Annotated in this window: 15 protein-coding genes and 1 pseudogene; 3 read left to right on the plus strand and 13 right to left on the minus strand. The window is 70.5% G+C overall.

Annotation, left to right across the window (positions count from 1 at the left end; all coding sequences use genetic code 11):
* Positions 1 to 32 precede the first annotated feature (32 nt).
* Positions 33 to 566, minus strand: coding sequence for an alkyl hydroperoxide reductase (locus tag AADR41_RS18500; protein WP_072483998.1), 534 nt, complete (start codon positions 564 to 566; stop codon positions 33 to 35).
* A 12-nt stretch (positions 567 to 578) separates the two neighbouring features.
* Positions 579 to 1,133, minus strand: coding sequence for a peroxiredoxin (locus tag AADR41_RS18505; protein WP_259934020.1), 555 nt, complete (start codon positions 1,131 to 1,133; stop codon positions 579 to 581).
* A gap of 131 nt (positions 1,134 to 1,264) precedes the next feature.
* On the opposite strand from AADR41_RS18505, the gene AADR41_RS18510 reads away from it, so the two are divergent.
* Positions 1,265 to 2,233: a hydrogen peroxide-inducible genes activator gene (locus tag AADR41_RS18510; RefSeq protein WP_342282519.1), complete on the plus strand. Its 969-nt coding sequence runs from the start codon at positions 1,265 to 1,267 to the stop codon at positions 2,231 to 2,233.
* 46 nt (positions 2,234 to 2,279) lie between these two features.
* Here AADR41_RS18510 and AADR41_RS18515 read toward each other — a convergent pair whose 3' ends face one another.
* From AADR41_RS18515 to AADR41_RS18535, 5 genes are all read right to left on the minus strand, one after another.
* Positions 2,280 to 4,679 (minus strand): FtsX-like permease family protein, encoded by a 2,400-nt coding sequence (locus tag AADR41_RS18515; protein WP_342282520.1) that lies wholly within the window; start codon positions 4,677 to 4,679, stop codon positions 2,280 to 2,282.
* Positions 4,676 to 5,362, minus strand: coding sequence for an ABC transporter ATP-binding protein (locus tag AADR41_RS18520; protein ID WP_342282521.1), 687 nt, complete (start codon positions 5,360 to 5,362; stop codon positions 4,676 to 4,678). Before AADR41_RS18520 ends, AADR41_RS18515 begins: the two co-directional genes overlap by 4 nt.
* Positions 5,359 to 5,883 carry a PadR family transcriptional regulator gene (locus tag AADR41_RS18525; RefSeq protein ID WP_124716644.1) on the minus strand — a complete coding sequence of 175 codons (525 nt, stop codon included), beginning with the start codon at positions 5,881 to 5,883 and terminating at the stop codon, positions 5,359 to 5,361. The genes AADR41_RS18520 and AADR41_RS18525 overlap by 4 nt, the downstream gene beginning before the upstream one ends.
* 83 nt (positions 5,884 to 5,966) lie before the next feature.
* On the minus strand, positions 5,967 to 6,215 hold the full coding sequence (locus AADR41_RS18530) for a hypothetical protein (RefSeq protein ID WP_384755176.1): 249 nt from the start codon (positions 6,213 to 6,215) through the stop codon (positions 5,967 to 5,969).
* Positions 6,212 to 7,183: an SPFH domain-containing protein gene (locus AADR41_RS18535; RefSeq protein WP_124716642.1), complete on the minus strand. Its 972-nt coding sequence runs from the start codon at positions 7,181 to 7,183 to the stop codon at positions 6,212 to 6,214. The genes AADR41_RS18530 and AADR41_RS18535 overlap by 4 nt, the downstream gene beginning before the upstream one ends.
* 221 nt (positions 7,184 to 7,404) lie before the next feature.
* Between AADR41_RS18535 and AADR41_RS18540 the strand changes: the two genes are divergently transcribed.
* Positions 7,405 to 9,654, plus strand: coding sequence for a transglycosylase domain-containing protein (locus AADR41_RS18540; protein WP_342282522.1), 2,250 nt, complete (start codon positions 7,405 to 7,407; stop codon positions 9,652 to 9,654).
* An 87-nt stretch (positions 9,655 to 9,741) separates the two neighbouring features.
* Here AADR41_RS18540 and AADR41_RS18545 read toward each other — a convergent pair whose 3' ends face one another.
* From AADR41_RS18545 to AADR41_RS18560, 4 genes are all read right to left on the minus strand, one after another.
* Positions 9,742 to 11,211: a catalase gene (locus AADR41_RS18545; RefSeq protein ID WP_342282523.1), complete on the minus strand. Its 1,470-nt coding sequence runs from the start codon at positions 11,209 to 11,211 to the stop codon at positions 9,742 to 9,744.
* 159 nt (positions 11,212 to 11,370) lie between these two features.
* Positions 11,371 to 13,275: an ATP-binding SpoIIE family protein phosphatase gene (locus tag AADR41_RS18550; RefSeq protein WP_342282524.1), complete on the minus strand. Its 1,905-nt coding sequence runs from the start codon at positions 13,273 to 13,275 to the stop codon at positions 11,371 to 11,373.
* 371 nt (positions 13,276 to 13,646) lie between these two features.
* Positions 13,647 to 14,345, minus strand: a complete 699-nt coding sequence (gene fomD / locus AADR41_RS18555) for a cytidylyl-2-hydroxypropylphosphonate hydrolase (protein WP_342282525.1) — start codon at positions 14,343 to 14,345, stop codon at positions 13,647 to 13,649.
* 58 nt (positions 14,346 to 14,403) lie between these two features.
* Entirely contained in the window at positions 14,404 to 15,828 is a 1,425-nt protein-coding gene (locus AADR41_RS18560) for a class II fumarate hydratase (RefSeq protein ID WP_342282526.1), read from the minus strand.
* 106 nt (positions 15,829 to 15,934) lie between these two features.
* On the opposite strand from AADR41_RS18560, the gene AADR41_RS18565 reads away from it, so the two are divergent.
* A complete protein-coding gene (locus AADR41_RS18565) occupies positions 15,935 to 17,464 on the plus strand; it encodes a ricin-type beta-trefoil lectin domain protein (protein WP_342282527.1) in 1,530 nt (509 codons plus the stop codon).
* 66 nt (positions 17,465 to 17,530) lie between these two features.
* On the opposite strand, the gene AADR41_RS18570 is transcribed toward AADR41_RS18565, so the two are convergent.
* Positions 17,531 to 18,832, minus strand: coding sequence for a M18 family aminopeptidase (locus AADR41_RS18570; protein ID WP_342282528.1), 1,302 nt, complete (start codon positions 18,830 to 18,832; stop codon positions 17,531 to 17,533).
* Between the two features lie 423 nt (positions 18,833 to 19,255).
* A pseudogene (locus AADR41_RS18575) lies at positions 19,256 to 19,947 on the minus strand (MFS transporter); the annotation flags it as partial.

Raw genomic sequence — 19,947 nt, forward strand, 5'->3', positions numbered from 1 at the left:
GGGCCCTTCTCGTACAGGGGGTACCGCTGGTCCTACTCGGCGAGCACGGCCTCGGCATCGAGGGTCACGCCGACCGCCTGGATCACCGAGGCGATCTTGACGGCTTCCTGAATGGTCTCACGGTCCACGCCGGCCTTGCGCAGCACCTGCTCGTGGGAGTCCAGGCACTGGCCGCAGCCGTTGATCGCGGAGACGGCGAGCGACCACAGCTCGAAGTCGATCTTCTCCACGCCGGGCTTGCCGATGACGTTCATCCGCAGACCCGCGCGGAGCGTCCCGTACTCGGGGTCCGACAGCAGGTGCCGGGTCCGGTAGAAGACGTTGTTCATCGCCATGATGGCGGCGGCCGACTTCGCGGCGGTGTACGCCTCCGCGGAGAGGTTGGCCTTCGCCTCCGGCTCCAGCTCGCGCAGCACCTTCGGCGAGCGCGAGGCGATCGCGCAGGCCAGGACGGTGCCCCACAGCTGCTGCTGCGGGAGCTCGCTGTTGCCGATGACCGAGCCGAGGTTCAGCTTCAGGTCCTTGGCGAAGTCCGGAACGGCGGCCTTCAGTTCGTCGAGTGCCATGTCGCTGTCAGCTCACTCGCCCGAGAGGAGCGCGACCGGGTCGAGGGTGTTCTCGCCCTTGGTCCAGTTGCACGGGCACAGCTCGTCGGTCTGCAGGGCGTCCAGGACCCGCAGGACCTCCTTGGGGTTACGGCCCACGGAACCGGCGGTCACCATCGTGAACTGGATCTCGTTGTTCTGGTCGACGATGAAGACGGCGCGCTGGGCGAAGCCGTCCTCGCCCTCGATGCCGAGGTCACGCATGAGCTCGTGCTTCGAGTCGGCCATCATCGGGAACGGCAGGTCGGTCAGGTCCGGGTGGTCCTTGCGCCAGGCGTGGTGCACGAACTCGGAGTCGCCGGAGAAGCCGAGGATCTGGGCGTCACGGTCGGCGAACTCTTCGTTCAGCTTGCCGAAGGCGGCGATCTCGGTGGGGCACACGAAGGTGAAGTCCTTCGGCCACGCGAAGACGATCTTCCACTTGCCCTCGTAGGTCTTGTGGTTGATCTGCTCGAACTCCTTGCCGCTCTCCAGCGAGACACAAGCAGTCAGGTCGAACTCGGGGAACTTGTCACCGACAGTGAGCACGCGCTCTCCTTGTAGCGTTGGAATTCCCTTTTGGGGGATTTCCTGAGGGTTGGACGGAGTCCACCTTGGCACAGAGTGCATTGATCACGGAAATAGCTACACTCGGTCGTGATGATCGGAGGTGCCTATCAGTGGCCCAGGGCAATCAGGGCGGTCGGCCCAAACAACCCAGCTTGTCGCAGCTTCGCGCCTTCGTGGCCGTCGCCGAACATCTGCACTTCAGGGACGCCGCGGCAGCAATCGGGATGAGTCAGCCGGCGCTGTCCGGGGCCGTCTCGGCGCTGGAGGAGGCACTGGGTGTCCAGCTCATCGAGCGTACGACGCGCAAGGTGCTGCTCTCGCCGGCCGGGGAGCGGCTCGCGGTGCGGGCGCGGGCGGTGCTGGAGGCCGTCGGTGAGCTGATGGAGGAGGCCGAGGCGGTCCGGGCGCCGTTCACCGGGGTGCTCAGGCTCGGCGTGATCCCGACCGTCGCCCCGTATCTGCTGCCGACGGTGCTGCGGCTGGTCCACGAGCGCTACCCGGAGCTCGACCTCCAGGTGCACGAGGAGCAGACCTCCTCACTGCTGGAGGGGCTGGCCGCGGGGCGGCTGGACCTGCTGCTGCTCGCCGTGCCGCTCGGCGTGCCGGGGGTCACCGAACTCCCGCTCTTCGACGAGGACTTCGTGCTGGTGATGGAGCAGGACCACTGGCTGGGCGGGCGCGCCGACATCCCGCGCGAGGCGCTGCGCGAGCTGCCGCTGCTGCTGCTCGACGAGGGGCACTGCCTGCGCGACCAGGCCCTGGACATCTGCCGGGAGGCGGGACGCACGGAGGGCGCGCCGGTCACCACGACCGCGGCCGGGCTCTCCACCCTGGTTCAGCTCGTCGCCGGCGGGCTCGGCGTGACGCTGCTGCCGCGCACCGCGGTGACGGTGGAGACCGGCCGCAACGAGGCGCTGGCCACCGGGTACTTCGCGGAGCCGGCCCCGTCGAGGCGGGTGGCGCTGGGGATGCGGACCGGGGCGGCGCGGCACGAGGAGTTCGAGGAGTTCGCGGCGGCGCTGCGGGAGGCGATGCGGGTGCTGCCGGTACGGGTGGCGGACGGCCGGCAGAACGACTGAGGGGGTGCGCTCCCGCAGGACCGCACCCCCTCGCCCCCTCGCTCCGTCACTCCGTGCGCAGGCCGTCCGGGCGCATCATGCGCCACAGCGGTGGCAGCGACACCAGGGTGACCAGCAGGATCAGTGCCGCGCCCGCGCCGGTCATCGGCAGGAACAGCCACCAGTCGGTGACCTCCTTGTCGAGCATGGCGATCAGTGCCGCACCCAGACCGAGTCCGCCCGCCACGGCCACCACCAGCCCGATGACCACCGGTACGGCGGTCTGCCAGAGCACCGACCAGGCGAGGGTGGAGCGCCGGGTGCCGAAGGCGACCAGCACCGACAGCAGGCGCTTGCGTTCGCGCAGCTGCTCCAGCTGCGAGACCAGCATCGCGGCGGCGATCAGCAGCAGCGTCGCCGTCGCGCCGACCTGGAGGCCGCGCTGCACGCTGGCGTACTTCTCGTCACGGGCCACCGACTTGAGGGTCGCCACCCGCATCCCGGGATCGATCCGGGCCGCGGTGTTCCGTACGTACTCCGCGACGTCCGTGACGCTCTCGTCGACCCGGATCTGCGTCTGGGTCATCGCGCCCGGCAGCTTGCTCGGGTCGACCGCGCCGGTGGTGGCCATGATTCCCCAGGAGTCCTCGCCCAGCGGATCGTGGCGGGCGACGACCGTCCGGGAGTCGGCGGGCAGCGTCCACCGCATCGGCTTCCGGCCGGCGCCCGGGTCGATCTCGACCTCCTTGCCCTTGCGTGCCGTCTTGTCCACCCAGCGGGACAACTCCTTGTCGTTCCTGGGGTGGACCACAAAGGTGTCGCCGTCGGTGCAGGAGTCGATCCGGGCCAGTTCGCGCAGGGTTCCGCAGTCGCCGACGATGAGGCTGGTGGTCGGCTGGACCTCGTCCTCGGTGTACTTGCCGGGCCGGGTGACGTACACCTCGACCTTGCCGATGACGGCCGTCACTCCCTTGGTGGCCTTGAACTCCTTGATGCTCCGGGTGGCCGCATCCGGGTCGACCTTCTCGGAGAACGTGTAGAACTGGGCCCGCGAGGGGTCCTGCCCGGTCAGCCGGTTGAACTCGTCGCCCACCGCGGCGAACAGCATCTGCAGCGCCACCGCGCCCGCGACCGCGACGGTGATTCCGCTGACCGCGCGGGAGGCAGCGCTGCTGCTCAGCTGGAGCCTGCGGGTGGCCAGCTGCCAGGGCACCGGACCGCCGTGCAGCCGGTTGACGCACGCCTCGACCAGCCACGGCAGCAGCAGCGCGAGCCCGACCAGGACCAGCACGGCACCGCCCGCGATCGGGTACGGGTTGACCGTGGCGTACGGCTCGACCTTGTCGCTCAGCAGGAGCACCACCAGGCCCGCGACCGGCATCAGCAGCCGCCACCAGAACCGGCGCCTGCGGCTGCGGCCGCCCCGCACGACGCCGAGCGGTTCGATCACCACCGAGCGCATGGCGGCCAGCGTGACCAGCACCGCCGCCGCCGGGACGGAGAGGGCGACCAGCGCCGTCAGCGCGGCGGAGGGCACCAGGTCGGACGGGAAGACGCTGACGTCCCAGATCTCGATGTGACCGACGAAGCCACGCCCCACCAGGAAGAGCGCCCCACCGATCAGCAGGCCGAGGATCGCCCCGAACAGCGCCTCGCCCGCCGCGATCCGGCGGGTCATCCGGGTGTCAGTGCCGACCAGGCGCAGCGCGGCGAGCCTGCGGTCGCGACGGTCGCCGCCGAACCGCACCGCCGTCGCGATGAAGATCGCGACCGGCACCAGCAGCACCACGCAGATCATGATGATCAGCACGATCAGGATGGGCGGCATCTCCTTGCCGCCTTCCGGGTTGCCGTAGCCGGCGATCCGGTGACCGCCCTCGGCGGACGTCAGGGTGTCGCTGCCCGCGTAGAAGAGCAGGTCCCCGGGCGAGACCAGGCCGGAGTCGGCGATCGTGCCGGTGATCCGGTACGGCACCCGCTCCTTGAGGAGGCGGCCCTCCGGGGAGTCCAGCAGCTTCTTCAGCGCGGGGGAGACCGTCATCTCGTCCGCGCCGGGGAAGCGCGCGACGCCCGGCGGGAGGACCGGGTGCGTACCGTCCGCGCGCATCAGATAGCCGTCGACGACGCGGCCGCGGTACTCGGTCTCCCTGCTGATCCGGAGCACCGAGGTGTCGGACTTCTTGGCCTGTGCGTCGGGCCCGCCGGGGACGCGGCCCTCGACACGGGCCTGTTCGCGCGCGGAACGCTCCTCCAGCAGATGCGGTACGGAGGCGGCGGTCAGCAGCAGCGCCACCCCGAGGCCGACGCCGACGGCGGTCAGCGTGGTGCGGATCCAGCCCTCGCGTCCGCCGCCCGCGGCGAGCCGGATGCCGAGGCCGAGGTCGCGGCACCAGGCAGCGAGACCGGTGGGTCCGGCGGGCCGGAGCGGGGCCGGGGCCGGCGCCTTCTTGCGGTCGAGCAGGGTCATGCGGTGTGCTCCAGGTCGCGGGTCCGGCCGTCGCGCACGGTGACGTCACGGTCGGAGTATGCGGCGACCCGGGCCTCGTGGGTCACCAGGACCACGGCGACGTTGGTGGACCGGGCCGCCTCGGTCAGCAGCTCCATGACCCGTTCGCCGTTGAGGGAGTCCAGGGCGCCGGTCGGCTCGTCGGCGAAGATCACCTTGGGCGAGGCGGCCAGCGCGCGGGCCACGGCGACGCGCTGTCCCTGCCCGCCGGAGACCTCGCCGGGACGCTTGGCACCGACGTCCTCGACCTCCAGGCGCTCCAGCCAGTGGCGGGCGGTGCGCTCGGCGTCCTTGCGCTTGGCGCCGTTGAGCCGGATCGGCAGGGCGACGTTCTCCACACAGGTCAGCTCCGGGACGAGCTGGCCGAACTGGAAGACGAAGCCGAACTCGGTACGGCGCAGGGCGCTGCGCTCGGCGTCCGACATCGCGGAGAGCTCGCGGCCCGCGTAGGTGATCGTGCCCCGGTCGGGGGTGACGATGCCGGCGAGGCAGTGCAGCAGGGTCGACTTGCCGGAGCCGGAGGGGCCCATCACGGCGACGACCTCGCCGGGGTGGATGGAGAAGGACGCGCCGTCGAGCGCGGGCGTCCGGCCGTACGCCTTGTGCAGGCCGTCGGCGCTGAGCAGGGAGCCGGCGGGGATCATGCGCCCACCTCCGCGGCGAGCCGGTCGAGCCGCGCGGCGGTCAGTTCCAGCCAGCGGAGATCGGCTTCGAGGTGGAAGAGGGCGTGGTCGCAGATCAGCTGATCGGCGAGGTCGCCCTTGCGCTTGCGGTCGGTGAGAATGCGCATCAGGCGCAGGTGCTCGGTGCGCTGGGTGTCCAGCAGGGCCTCGGCGCTGCGGCCGGTGAGCAGGGCCAGTACGACCTTGGTGTAGAGCGTCGACTGGAGGTACGGCTCGGGCTTCTCCGGCTGCGCGAGCCAGGCGCCGACATCGGTGATCCCGGCCTCGGTGATGGCGTACCGCTTGCGCTCCGGTCCGCCGCCGCTCTCGACGCCGTCGACCTCGACGAGGCCGTTCTTGAGCAGCCGGGACATGGTCGAGTAGACCTGTCCGTAGTGCAGCGGGCGGTCGTGGCCGAACTTCTCGTCGAACGCGCGCTTGAGGTCGTAGCCGTGGCGGGGGCCGGACTCCAGGAGTCCGAGCAGGGTGTGACCGATTGACATGCCGAGCACTGTACACGGCGTGTATACCTGCGGTGTATACCGGGGCTCCGTCCCCGGAGCCCCGGCCTCCGCAACCCTGGACCTCAGGCGCCGGGCGGGCCCGGCGCGTTCTTCGGGGGCCGTCCCCGGCGGGGGATCGGACCCGCCGAGCCGGGCAGGCGACCCGCCTCCGCCAGCGCCCTGCGCAGCAGGAACTCGATCTGGGCGTTCGCGCTGCGCAGCTCGTCGGAGGCCCAGCGGGCCAGCGCGTCGTGCACCGCGGGATCCAGCCGCAGCAGCATCTGCTTGCGCTGCGGCGGGGTCCTGCGGGCCGGCGGAGTCTGTTCGGTCACTGGTAAAGAGTGCCCGTGTTCAGGACCGGCTGCGCCGCTCGGTCACCGCACAGCACCACCATCAGATTGCTGACCATGGACGCCTTGCGCTCCGCGTCGAGCTCGACGATGTCCTGCTCGGCGATCCGGGTGAGCGCCATCTCGACCATGCCGACCGCGCCCTCGACGATCTGCTGCCGGGCCGCGACCACCGCGCCGGCCTGCTGGCGCTGGAGCATCGCGGAGGCGATCTCGGGGGCGTACGCGAGGTGGCTGAAGCGGGACTCGATGATCCGCACACCGGCGGCCTGCACCCGGGCGGTGAGCTCCACGGCCAGCTTCTCGGTGATCTCCTCGGCGTTGCCGCGCAGCGAGAGGCCGCCCTCGTCGTGGGCGTCGTACGGGTACTCGATCGCGATGTGCCGGACGGCCGCCTCGGTCTGGGTGGCGACGAACTCCAGGAAGTCGTCGACCTCGAAGAGCGCCTGCGCGGTGTCCTCGACCTTCCAGACCACGATCGCGGCCAGCTCGATCGGGTTGCCGTAGGCGTCGTTGACCTTGAGGACCGCGGTCTCGTGGTTGCGGACCCGGGTGGAGATCTTCCGGCTGCTGGTGAGCGGGTTGATCCAGCGGAGCCCGTCGGTGCGGATCGTGCCGACGTACCGGCCGAAGAGCTGGATCACCCGGGCCTCGCCCGGTGCGACCATCTTCACACCCGTCATGCAGAAGAACGAGACGATGACGAGCAGCACCCCGAAGATGCAGACCGGGATACCCAGTCCGTTGTTGCCGTTCGAGCCGACGACGCCCCCGATGATCGCGAGGCCGATGCCGGCGATCACGCCGACCACGGTCAGCAGCAGGCCGAGACCGCCGGGAATGCTGTGCGCCGTCACCTCTCTCACCTGCGGTTCGGGCATCTGTGGTGCGTCGGGCGTGAGGTCTGCGGCAAGGGTGGTCGCGGCGCGCGGATTGTCATGGTCGGACATGGGATCCCCCGTTTCGAAAGACTGACTCGGTGCTATCAATGTGATTACACATTACCTGTGTTCGCAACCTTGGGCACCCTTCATGAGTCGGTTCCCTTGAGAGCGGGTGCTGATTGTCACGTCCGTAAAAGACCGCAACGCTCGCTTTTTGTCCTTGCCGAAGGTGTTAGCTGGCTGGGCTGAGCTGTCTGGTCGAGCAGAGAAACGGGAGCAACACAGCGATGGGTCGAGCGGATGCGCGACGAGCGCAGCGGCGCGGAGCGCGGCGGGCCGCGAAGAGCGGCGGCATACGCAGACTCTTCACCTGGAAGAAGATGCTGGGCGCCTTCTTCGGACTCTGCCTGCTGATCATGGGCGCCTTCGTCGCGCTCTACATGTACGTGGACATCCCGAAGGCCAACGCCCTGGCCGAGCGGCAGAGCAACGTCTACCAGTACAGCGACGGGACACTGCTGACCCGGACCGGCCAGGGGGTCAACCGCCAGATCGTGGATCTGGCAGAGGTGCCCAAGGAGGTGCAGCACACCTTCGTCGCCGCCGAGAACAAGTCGTTCTACGACGACAAGGGCGTCGACCTGAAGGGCACCGCGCGCGGCCTGATCAACACCCTCAGCGGCAAGGGCAAGCAGGGTGGCTCGACCATCACCCAGCAGTACGTCAAGAACTACTACCTGACGCAGGACCCGACGATCAGCCGGAAGCTCAAAGAGCTGGTGATCTCGCTCAAGATCGAGAACAAGAAGGGCAAGGACTACATCCTCGCCGGGTACATCAACACCAGCTACTACGGGCGGGGCGCGAGCGGCATCCAGGCCGCCGCACAGGCCTACTACGGGGTCGACGCCAAGGACCTCAGCGTCAACCAGGGCGCCTACCTGGCCTCCGTGCTCCAGGCCCCCAGCCAGTACGACTGGGCGACCGCAAGCGAAACCGGCAAGAAGCTGGTCAAGGACCGCTGGGCCTACACGCTGGACAACATGGTCGAGATGCACTGGCTCGACAAGTCCGAGCGCGACAAGCTCACCTTCCCGTACCCGGACAAGCCCAAGCCCGCCAAGGGCATGGAGGGCCAGACCGGATACCTCGTCGAGGCGGCCAACCAGGAGCTGGAGAAGCAGGGCATCACCGCGGAGATGCGACAGGCCGGCGGCTGGACCTTCACGCTCAACATCGACAAGAAGCGGCAGAAGCAGCTGGAGCAGTCCGTCGACCGCCAGCTGGAGTCCAAGCTGGACCGCAAGAACAACAAGGTCGACGCGACCGTCCAGGCGGGCGCCACCTCCGTCGACCCGAAGACCGGAGCCGTCGTCGCGATGTACGGCGGGGTGGGCTACACCCAGCACTACTTCTCCAACGCCACCCGCCGGGACTACCAGCCGGCCTCCACCTTCAAGCCGCTGGTGCTCGCCTCCGCGCTGGAGAACGAGTCGAAGACCCAGAACGGCGACCTGATCGGCGTCAACACCCGCTACGACGGCACCAGCAAGCGGCCCGTGGTGGGCAGCGACACCCCGTTCGCCCCGGAGAACGAGGACAACCAGAGCTACGGCAGCGTCACCGTGCAGAAGGCGATGAACGCGTCGATCAACTCGGCCTTCGCGCAGATGGTCGTCGACGTCGGTCCGCCCGCGGTGAAGAAGACCGCCCTGGCTCTCGGCGTACCGGACAAGAACTTCCCCGAGCGCCCCGCCATCACGCTCGGCACCATGAACGCCTCGACCTGGGACATGGCGGGCGCGTACGCCACGCTCGACAACCACGGCAAGAAGGTCACCCCCTTCATCGTGAAGTCGGCCAAGCACCGTGAGCGGACGGTCGAGCCGGTCGAGGGCATCGGCAGCCAGGTGATCAGCCGCAAGTCCGCCGACACCGTGACCTCCGTCCTGACCGGTGTGGTGGACGCGGGCTCCGGCCGGGCGGCCAACACCTCGGCGTACGAGGCGGCCGGCAAGACGGGTACGTCGGAGAACAACAAGTCGGCCTGGTTCGCGGCCTACACCCCGGAGCTCACCACCGTCGTCGCGCTCTTCGGCGAATCGCCCAAGGAGGGCGGCGGCCAGGTCAGCCTGACCGGCACCGCCAACTCCGGCCGGGCCAACGGTGGCGGCTTCCCGGCGGAGATCTGGGCGGACTACACCCTCGGCGCGCTGGGCGGCGGGTCCACCGCGCAGTTCGACCTGGAGGACGTCGAGCGCGGCGAGGTCACCGTGCCGTCCTCGCCGTCGACGACCCCCTCGCAGTCGGCGAGCAGCGACACCACCCCGTCCAAGTCGCCGGACAAGCCCTCGCAGAGCGCGACCCGGTCGCCCGACGTGCCGTCGACCTCCCAGTCGCCGGACGTGCCGTCGACGTCCCAGTCGCCGGACGTGCCGACGAGCCAGTCCCCGGAGCCGCCGGGCGGCGGGGTTCCCGGCAAGCCGGGGGACGGCAACGAGAACAACATCGCCGACAACGCCCCTCCCGCGCGCTGAGCGCCTGAGCGGGCGGTGTGCACAAGGGCTCAGGGGCGGTGCCGGCCGGCACCGCCCCTGAGCCCTTTCCCGTATCTGCCGGCGGTGTCAGCCGCCGTTGACCTTCTTGGCGATCCGGTCGCCGAGGTCCTTGTCCACGTTGCGCCAGTACTGCAGCGCGCGCTCCAGGACCGGGGCGCTCACCCCGTCGAGGAGATGGCCGGAAATGTTCGACACCAGCCGGTCGCGGGCCGCGTCGTCCAGGACCTTGCGCACCATCGTGCCGGCCTGGCCCCAGTCGTCGTCCTCGCTGTGCAGCTTGTACGCCTCGTGGACCATCTCGCCGGCCGTCGCCCAGCCCGCCGGGTCGCCGTAGCGCGCGGTGTCGGCGGCCGGACCGCCGTACGAGTTCGGCGCGTAGACCGCTCCGGTACGGGACGGCTCGTACCGCATGGGCCCGTCCTTCGCGTACGAGTTGCGGCCGAACCGCGGGCGGTTCGGGGGCAGCTGCGCGTAGTTCGGGCCGATCCGGTACCGGTGGGTGTCGGGGTACGAGAAGAGCCGGCCGAGCAGCATCTTGTCGGGCGACGGACCGATGCCGGGCACCAGGTTCGACGGCTCGAAGGACGCCTGCTCGATGTGGACGAAGAAGTCCTCCGGGTTCTCGTTCAGCGTCATCCGGCCGACCTCGATCTCCGGGTAGTCGCCGTGCGGCCACACCTTCGTCAGGTCGAACGGGTTGAACCGGTAGTCCGGTGCGTCCTCGAACGGCATGATCTGGACGTACAGCGTCCAGCTCGGGTGGTCGCCGCGCCTGATCGCCTCGAACAGGTCGCGGCGGTGGACGTCGCCGTCCACACCGGCCATCCGGTCGGCCTCGTCCTGCGTGTAGTAGTCGATGCCCTGGTCGGTCTTGAAGCGGTACTTCACCCAGAACCGCTCGCCGCCCGCGTTCACCCACATATAGGTGTGCGAGCTGTAGCCGTTCATGTGGCGGTACGTCTTCGGGATGCCCCGGTCGCCCATCAGCCACGTCACCATGTGCGCGGACTCGGGGGACAGGGTCCAGAAGTCCCACTGCATGTCGTGGTCGCGCACCGCGCTGTCCGGGCGCCGCTTCTGCGAGCGGATGAAGTCCTGGAACTTCATCGGGTCACGCACGAAGAAGACCGGCGTGTTGTTGCCGACCATGTCGTAGTTGCCGTGCTCGGTGTAGAACTTCAGGGCGAATCCGCGGGGGTCCCGCCAGGTGTCGGGGGAGCCCTGCTCACCGGCGACGGTGGAGAAGCGGGCCAGCATGGCGGTCTGCTTTCCCGGCTGGAACAGGTCGGCCTTGGTGAACTGACTGACGTCATTGGTCACCTTGAAGGTGCCGTACGCGCCGGATCCCTTGGCGTGAACCACTCGTTCGGGGACCCGTTCACGGTTGAACTGGGCCATCTTCTCAATGAGGTAGTGGTCCTGGAGCAGGATCGGTCCGTCGGCTCCGACAGTGAGCGAATGTTCGTCGCTCTCCACCGGGATTCCGGCGTTGTTCGTGGTGTACGGGGTGTTCTTGGTCTTCGATTCCTCGGACACGAGCGTCCTCCCGTCGGTGGGGGTTTTCGGTCAGGCCGTCTCGTTCACGACTGAAGTCAAACCCGCCGACAGGAGGTCGGCAACATTTCGCTACCGTGCGTACAGGGCTCTGCCCCGCGCCCGTTCCGTACCCTCTCGCCGCGCCTTTCGCCGGCCCGGCTACTGGCCCCTGGACGGCATCTCGAACCAGACCACCTTGCCGGTCGAAAGGCGCGTCGCCCCCCACCGCCTGGCCAGCCGGTTCACCAGGAACAGGCCACGCCCGCCCTCGTCCATGTCACGGGCCCGGCGCTGCCGGGGCAGCTGCGGGGAGTCGTCGCCGACCTCGCAGCGCAGGATGTCGGTGCGCAGCAGCCGCAGCGTCACCGGACGCTCCGCGTAACGCACCGCATTGGTCACCACCTCGCTGACCAGCAGCTCGACCGAGTCGGAGAGATCGTCGAGCCCCCAGCGGCTGAGCGCTCTGCGGGCCAGCCTGCGGGCCCGGCCCGGCGCGGTCTCCTCCGGTTCCAGGTGCCAGTACGCGACATCGCTCGGCGCGATCCCGTCGAACCGGGCGGCGAGCAGCGCGATGTCGTCGTCGCGGTCGCCGGGACCGAGCATGTCCAGCACGTCGTCGCAGAGCGCTTCCAGTGGCGGCGAGTGGTCCGGGCCGGTCAGCCGGGCGGTGGCGGCGAGCCGTTCGCGCAGCTGCTCGATCCCGGTCCACACGTCCCGGAGCCGGGATTCGACCAGGCCGTCGGTGTACAGCAGCAGCGTGGCTCCCGCGGGCGCGTCCAGCTCGACGGCCTCGAAGTCCACCCCGCCGACCCCGATCGGGGCTCCGGGCGGCACCCGCAGCACCTCGGCGCGGCCGCCCAGATGGAGAAGGACGGGCGGCGGATGCCCGGCGTTGGCGATGGTGATCCGGTGCGCGACCGGGTCGTAGACCGCGTACAGGCAGGTCGCCATGCGGTCGCTGCCGAGCCGCTGGGCCTGCTCGTCGAGGTGGTGCAGCACCTCCTGCGGCGGCAGGTCGAGCTGGGCCAGGGTCTGCGCCGTGGTGCGCAGCTGGCCCATGATCGCCGCGGAGGTCATGGAGTGGCCCATGACGTCGCCGACGACCAGGGCGACCCGGCTGCCGGGCAGCGGGATCGCGTCGTACCAGTCGCCGCCGACCCGGGCCGTCTCGGCGGCCGGCAGATAGCGGGAGGCGAGCCGGACACCGGTCGGCTGCGGCAGCGAGTCGGGCAGCATGGTGCGCTGGAGCTCGTCGGCGATGTACGCCTCGCGCCCGTACAGCACGGCCTTGTCGATGCCGAGCGCGGTGTGCGTCGCCAGCTGGGCCGCGACCAGCAGGTCGTTGGACTCGAACGGCGGCCGCTCCGTCCCGCGCAGGAAGACGGCGGCGCCGATCACCCGCCGCCGTCCGCGCAGCGGGGCGAGGATCGCGCGGTGTCCGGTGGGGACGGTCCGGCCGGCGCCGAGCAGCTCGGGCAGCGCGGCGCGGGCCGCCGCGGAGTCCCCGAAGACCGGCCGCACCCCGCGCAGCACCTCGGCCAGCGCGCCGCCGGAGCGGACCTCGCACAGCTCGGCCGCGGGCGTCAGATCGCCGTGCGGATCGATGACGGGCAGCCGCAGCCGCTCGGTCTCCGACGAGCTGTCCGTCTCCTCCTCGCTCAGCCGCAGCCGGTCGGACCGGCGCAGCCGCAGCACGAAGGGGGAGACCGGCCGCTCGTCACCGACCGGGAGCGGGTCGCGGAGGTAGACCAGTATGGCGTCGGAGAACGTCGGCACACTGGCCCGGCACAGGCCCAGCACGATCTCGTCCAGGTCTATGCCGCGGGCGATCCGCCGGGTGGCGGCCCCGACGAAACGCAGCCGGTCGCCCTCGCGACGGGCCGCGGCCTGTGGGTCGAGTCCTGCGGGACCGGCTGCCGGCCCCGGAGCCGCGGCAGGGCCGGGGATCGCGGCGGTGGCAGGGGAAACAGCCGGCGCGGCGTCCTGCTGCCGCGGCCGGGTGCGTTCCTGCGACCGGGCGGCGAGAGGCTGCCGGCCTTCGTGGGAGGTGGGGTGCTCCGTCACGCGTGGGGTTCCGTCCGTCCGGGCCGGTTGTATGAGGCAATCACCTCGTGGGGCGTTACTGTGCCCCGGCAAGAGCGGCGATAACAACGGCTGTCACCGGATGCCCCGGAACGAGGGGCTGAAACCGGATGCCTGTGGGGTTGGCCGGTGACAACGTTTCCGGCGACGGGGCGGGCAACAGCGAGCACGTCTCCACCCCCTCGTAGTGGTTCATACGATTCATACGACTGATGTGGCTCGTACAGCTCATGCAGTGCGCGGTGCTCGTGCGATGACTTGTGGTCAGGTCGGGTGCCGAGCCTCCCGGTTGGGGCGGCGCGGCACTCCGGAGGACGATCCTACGTTTGTCCCCCTGGGGTGCATCAAGGGTCTCACGACGGCGTATACGAGGGGGTGCGGTCCCAGTCATCCGGAAGCGCGGGAACTCGCCATTGTGGATCGGGCCGCCAGTTCTCCCAGCCGTCCCGGAACGGAGCGCCCCACTCCTCGATCAGCCCGACGGCCGCCCGGCCCGCCTCCCGCACCCGCCGAGCGGTCTTTGGGGTCATCAGACCGGCCCGCTGCGCCATGGCGAACTCGTCCTCGTCGCGCCAGACCCAGCTGCGGTCCGGGTACACGGAGATGTCGAGAAAGTGATCCTCGGAGTCGACGCCGCCCTGCCAGCGGGTGTGCGGTTCCTCCAGATTCACGTACCAGTTGTGGAACTGCCAGTCCGGCTCCCAGAACAGCCAGACCGACCACGGCTCACCGGGCCGGGCGAGCTTCAGCACACCGTTTCCCAGCCAGGTGGAGCGGGCGGTGGTGCGCGGGGCGGTGTAGCGGGTGGCGAGCGGCTCGGCATGCACGTCCCGGCCGCCCGTCAGCACCGGCTTCACACACTCGGTGCCGGGCGCCACCCACACCGCGAGCAGTTCGGCGGTGTCCTGGACGACGGTGACGGGACGACAGATGTGGAACGGATCCGGCCCGCCCCCGGGCGCCCCGGCCCCGGTGGGCGTGCCGTTGCGGCGGTAGCGCCACAGGATCTGATCGCCCGGCGCCCAGTGCTCGATGTCTCCGGTACCTGCCATGGACGGATCTTAGGGCCTCCGGTCCCGCGTACCGGAGGCCCCAGGACCGCGGGGCAGGTCAGGGGCGGGTCATGCGCAGTACGTCGAGTGCTTCGTCGAGCTGTTCCACGGTGAGGTCGCCCCGTTCGACGTATCCCGAGTCCAGTACCACCTCGCGGATGGTCCGGCGTTCCGCGAGGGACTTCTTGGCGACCTTCGCGGCCTCCTCGTAGCCGATGTACTTGTTCAGCGGGGTGACGACGGACGGCGAGGACTCGGCGTACTCCCTGGCCCGTTCGGCGTTGGCCGTGATCCCGTCGACCGTGCGGTCCGCGAGCAGGCGGGAGACGTTGGCCAGCAGCCGGACCGACTCCAGCAGGTTCTTCGCGATGACCGGAAGCATCACGTTCAGCTCGAAGTTGCCCGCCGCGCCCGCCGTGGCGACCGTCGTGTCGTTGCCCGTCACCTGGGCGGCGACCATCAGCACGGCCTCGGGGACGACCGGATTCACCTTTCCGGGCATGATCGACGAGCCCGGCTGGAGGTCGGGGAGGTTGATCTCGGCGAGGCCGGTGCGCGGGCCGGACGCCATCCAGCGCAGGTCGTTGGAGATCTTGGTGAGCGAGACGGCGATGGTACGGAGCTGGCCCGAGGTCTCCACCAGTCCGTCCCGCGCGCCCTGCGCCTCGAAGTGGTCGCGGGCCTCCGCCAGCGGCAGCCCGGTGGCGGAGGCGACCTCGGCGATGACGGCGGCGGAGAAGCCGGGCGGCGTGTTGATGCCGGTTCCGACGGCCGTGCCGCCCAGGGGGAGCTCGGCGAGGCGGGGGAGTGAGGCGCGCAGCCGTTCGATGCCGTACCTGATCTGTGCCGCGTAGCCGCCGAACTCCTGGCCGAGGGTGACGGGCGTGGCGTCCATCAGATGCGTGCGCCCCGACTTCACCACCGTCGCGAACTCGGCGGACTTGCGCTCCAGGGCGGTCGCCAGCCGGTCCAGCGCCGGGATCAGATCGCCGGTGACGGCGGCCGTCGCGGCGATGTGGATGGAGGACGGGAAGACGTCGTTGGAGGACTGCGAGGCGTTGACATGGTCGTTCGGATGGACCTCGCGGCCCAGCCGTTCGGTGGCGAGGGTGGCCAGCACCTCATTGGTGTTCATGTTGGACGAGGTGCCCGACCCGGTCTGGAAGACGTCCACCGGGAACTGGTCGTCCCAGCGGCCGTCGGCCACCTCGGCGGCGGCCTCCTGGATGGCCGCGGCGATGTCCGGGTCGAGCACCTTCAGCTCTGCGTTCACCTTGGCCGCGGCCGCCTTGATCCGGGCCAGGGCCTCGATGTGGGACCGCTCCAGGCGCTGGCCGGAGACCGGGAAGTTCTCCACCGCGCGCTGCGTCTGGGCCCGCCACTTGGCCTTCGCGGGCACCCTCACCTCGCCCATCGAATCGTGCTCGATACGGAAATCTCCACCGTTCACGGGGGACCTGCTGCCGGTCCGGGACTCGTCCATCTCGTTCAACCTCCTGAAAAAGTTGAGCACTTGTCTTGTTCTGTCTATTCCCAAGTCGCCTACCGACCAGTAAATACCGGGGGTAACAACAACCCGGGGAGGCGCAATGAGGCGCACCAGGCACAGACTTCGCTGTACGGTCGCGGCCGCCGCGGCCATGGCGGCGGCGATCGGCGGCATGACCGTGGCCGCCGGACCGGCCGGCGCGACGGACCGGTCCGGTACCAGCACTACCGCATCCACCCCCCTGTCGCCGGAACTGGAGGCCATCCGCGCGGCGGAGGCCACCAAGCTGTACGGCGACCCGGCCGAGCGGCCGCTCGCCGACCGCAAGACCGGGCTGATCTCGCTCGGCGACAGCGAGATCTCCGGCGAGGGCGTCGGCACGTACGAGGCCGGCACCAACGGCCCCGACAACTGGTGCCACCGCTCGCCCGACTCCGCCATCCACCGCACCGGCATCCCGGCGGACGTCACGTACAACGTCTCCTGCTCCGGCGCGTACACCGGCAACATCGTGATCGGCGGATCCAAGCAGTACTCCGACGAACTGGTGCAGAGCGACAACCTCGCCATCAAGGCCCGCAACACCCGCATCAAGATGATCGTGCTGGTGGCGGGTGCCAACGACGACCTCCAGTTCGGTCCGGTCATGACGGACTGCGTCACGCGCTGGGTACTCTCCCAGGGCACCTGTGAGCCCAAGTACGACGGCGGCTGGCAGGCGCGCGTCGACGGACTCGTCCCCAAGGTCGAGAAGACGGTGCGCGACCTGAAGTCCGTCATGTCCGGTGCCGGGTACGGCGCGGGCGACTACAAACTCGTGGTCATGGGCTATCCGAGCCCCATCGGCCCGGACTTCTACGACAACCCGAACTTCCCCGGGAAGCTTCCCGGCGGCTGCGCCGGGTACGACTCGGACGCCGCCTGGGGCCGCAACGTGGCCGTCCCCGCCTTCGAGCGCGGCATGCGCAGGGCCGCCGCGGACACCGGAGCCGTCTACCTCGACAACTCCCGGCTCTTCCACGGCCACGAGGTGTGCAGCGAGTCCACCTGGGCCCGCGGTCTCTACATCGACCTCGGACACTTCCCGCCGGACTCCAACTCCCTGCGGCAGTCCTTCCACCCGAACGCGAGCGGCCACGGCGCCTTCGCGTCCTGCCTGACCCAGATCTACAACTCGAACCTGCGCGAGGCGAGCTGCGCCGACCCGGCGAGCACCGGGAAGCCGGTTCTGCAGTCCGGGGCGTGGGACGACTCGTTCAAGCCCCTGAAGAACGAGGCGACGGGCACCTGTGTGGACGCCCCCGGCTCGGTGACCCGCAATGACACGAAGATCGGCGGCTGGGACTGCCACGGCGGCCGCAACCAGGGCTGGTGGTACGACTCCGGTACGAAGACCCTGCGTACCGAGCTGAGCCACGACCGGTGCCTGGACGTGCCGGGCGCCGACTACAGGGCCGGCGCCACGGCCATCCTGTACAACTGCTCGGGCGCGGCCAACCAGCAGTTCGTGAAGCAGTCGGGCACCTTGCGCCCGGCCGCCGCGACCGGCCTGTGCCTGACGCTGGCGGCGGCGAAGGACCCGCTGAAGCTCCAGAGCTGCGACGGCAGCGCACAGCAGCGGTTCGTGTAGCGATGCTCGCAGGTGTGGGGCGGCCCCGGCCGCCCCACACCTCCCGGGCCGTTCGGCGCCGGCCGGTCAGCCGGAGGCCACGAACGCGCCGAGCGCGGCGGCCAGATGGCCGGGGTCGTCCACCCCGCACAGCTCGCGCGCCGAGTGCATGGACAGCCCCGGCACCCCCACGTCGACCGTCTCCACACCCAGCCGGGCCGCGGTGAGCGGGCCGATCGACGTACCGCACGGCATCGCGTTGTTGGAGACGAACGGCTGCCACGGCACGCCCGCCCGCTCGCACGCCGACGCGAACACCGCCATTCCGGTGCTGTCGGTGGCGTACCGCTGATTGACGTTGACCTTGAGCGTGGGGCCACCGTTGGGCAGCGGACGGTGGTCCGGATCGTGCCGCTCCGCGTAGTTGGGGTGCACCGCGTGGGCCATGTCGGCGGAGACGCAGAAGGCCCCGGCCAGCGCGCGCGACCAGTCCTCCGGGGCGCCGCGGCGTGCCGTGACCGAGCGGCTCAGGACCCGCTCCAGCAGCGGCCCCTGCGCACCCGTAGCCGAACCGCTGCCGACCTCCTCGTGGTCGAAGGCGGCCAGCACCGGGATGTACGCCGGCTCGTCGGCCGCGGTCGCCGCACCCGTCAGGGCCGTGACCCCCGCGTGCACCGAGACCAGGTTGTCCAGCCGCGCCGACACCACGAACTCCCGGTCCGCGCCCAGATACCCGGGCGGCTGGACGTCGTGCAGCATCAGGTCCCAGCCCAGCACCTCGTCCGGCTCCACCTCGGCGGCCGCCGTGACCCGGCGCAGCAGCGCCCCGTCGGCACGGGGGCCGAGCGCCCAGACCGGGGCGAGGTGGAGCTGCCGGTCGAGCGTCAGCGCCTCGTTGACCGTACGGTCCAGATGGATGGCCAACTGGGGTACCCGGAACAGCGGTTCGTCGATCTGGACCAGCCGCGACGAGACCGCGCCGCCCGGCGCGCGCACCGCGAGCCGCCCGGAGACGCCCAGGTCGCGGTCGAGCCAGGTGTTCAGCGGAACGCCGCCGTAGATCTCCACACCGATCTGCCGCCAGCCCGCCGACGAGGTGTCGGGAGCGGGTTTGACCCGCAGGTTCGGGGAATCGGTGTGGGCGCCGATGATCCGGAAGGGGGTGTGTGCCGGGGCCCCCTCGGGGACGTACCAGGCGATCAGCGCACCACTTCGGGCGACGAAGCTGCCGCCGGTCGTGCCCGTCCAGTCGTCCGTGTCCCGCAGTTCACGGAATCCGGCCTTCTCCAGGCGCTGGGCGGCACTGGCCACCGCGTGGTACGGGGAGGGGCTGGTGCTGATGAAGGACAGCAGGTCGTCGGTGTGGCTGCGGTGGGGAAGCGGCGACATCGGGCGTCCGCCTTTCCGGTGTTCGACGTTGAGGGTGGAGGAGCCCGCGCCGGACCGCCGCACGCGGTGCGGGCGGTGTGCGGCACGGTGTGGCTGCCGGTCCCGGGCCACCCGGGCGATCCGGTGGGACCGCCCGGGGCCCGCGACTGTCCGCCGGTCCTCGGGGCGGGTATCCCGGGGCCGGCACGGCCGAGTGGTTCAGGAACGTCCGACAACCCACCAAAGCGGGCCGGTACGGCGCAAGTCCGCGGCGCGGCCCGCTGCGTGAAAGCGGCGGTGCCGGACCCGCCGCCGCGACGGCGGCCCCCCGGGCGGGCGGGGGCGTGCCGGGGCCGGCACCGGGAGCGTGCGGGACGGCACGGCGGGCGCCCGGCCCCTCTCCCGTCCCTCCGAGATTGGCTGAATAATGCCGTACGGGAATCCTCACCGTTTTGGCCCGACGTGGTCGGCGCCGGAGCGGGGAGCGGGTACGGCGGCCCGCCCGCGCGCCCCGGACACCCTGATCAGGAACACCACGGCGACCACGACGGCCGCCCCGTGCGACCAGCCCACGACGGCCAGCGGGCTGTACCTGTCGAGGGCCGCGGCGACCAGGATCATGCCGACGCCGAACCCGAGGTTCTCCAGCGTTGCCGAGAGCCCGAAGGCATGGGCGCGCAGCTCGGCCGGGAGCGTCTGCAGATGAGAGGTGTACGAGACCTCCGTGAGCCCGTCGGCCGCCCCCGCCGCCAGCGCGATCACGGCGGTCGCCGCCCAGGGGAACCCGGCGAACGCCAGGATGAACGCCCCGGACATCAGACAGGTGCCGTACCCGAAGCCCGGCGCCCCCACCGTCCGCCCGGTGCGTTTGACGTACCGCTGGATCACCTGCTGCGCGGCGACGTTCCCCAGCGCCCACAGACACCAGAACGCGCTGACGAACACGGCGGGGTGATCCGCGTCGAGCGCGGCGGAGTGGACCGGCAGCGCGGCGTTGTGGGAGGAGGAGCCGAAGGCGTCCACACTCCGCAGCAGCACCATCAGACCGAGACCCGGCGCGGCCGCCGACGCGAGGAACGCGCCCGGCCACCGCCACCGGCCCGGCTTCCCCCGGCCGCCGGTCCGCCCCTTCCCCC

Source organism: Streptomyces sp. CLV115 (genome assembly GCF_038448545.1).
In the GTDB taxonomy this organism is placed as follows: domain Bacteria; phylum Actinomycetota; class Actinomycetes; order Streptomycetales; family Streptomycetaceae; genus Streptomyces; species Streptomyces sanglieri.

Coding starts and splice junctions, on each gene's coding strand:
- AADR41_RS18500 (WP_072483998.1), bottom strand. CDS start 566: ATGGCACTCGACGAACTGAAGGCCGCCGTTCCGGACTTCGCCAAGGAC.
- AADR41_RS18515 (WP_342282520.1), bottom strand. CDS start 4,679: ATGACCCTGCTCGACCGCAAGAAGGCGCCGGCCCCGGCCCCGCTCCGG.
- AADR41_RS18520 (WP_342282521.1), bottom strand. CDS start 5,362: ATGATCCCCGCCGGCTCCCTGCTCAGCGCCGACGGCCTGCACAAGGCG.
- AADR41_RS18525 (WP_124716644.1), bottom strand. CDS start 5,883: ATGTCAATCGGTCACACCCTGCTCGGACTCCTGGAGTCCGGCCCCCGC.
- AADR41_RS18535 (WP_124716642.1), bottom strand. CDS start 7,183: ATGTCCGACCATGACAATCCGCGCGCCGCGACCACCCTTGCCGCAGAC.
- AADR41_RS18540 (WP_342282522.1), top strand. CDS start 7,405: ATGGGTCGAGCGGATGCGCGACGAGCGCAGCGGCGCGGAGCGCGGCGG.
- fomD (WP_342282525.1), bottom strand. CDS start 14,345: ATGGCAGGTACCGGAGACATCGAGCACTGGGCGCCGGGCGATCAGATC.
- AADR41_RS18560 (WP_342282526.1), bottom strand. CDS start 15,828: ATGGACGAGTCCCGGACCGGCAGCAGGTCCCCCGTGAACGGTGGAGAT.
- AADR41_RS18565 (WP_342282527.1), top strand. CDS start 15,935: ATGAGGCGCACCAGGCACAGACTTCGCTGTACGGTCGCGGCCGCCGCG.
- AADR41_RS18570 (WP_342282528.1), bottom strand. CDS start 18,832: ATGTCGCCGCTTCCCCACCGCAGCCACACCGACGACCTGCTGTCCTTC.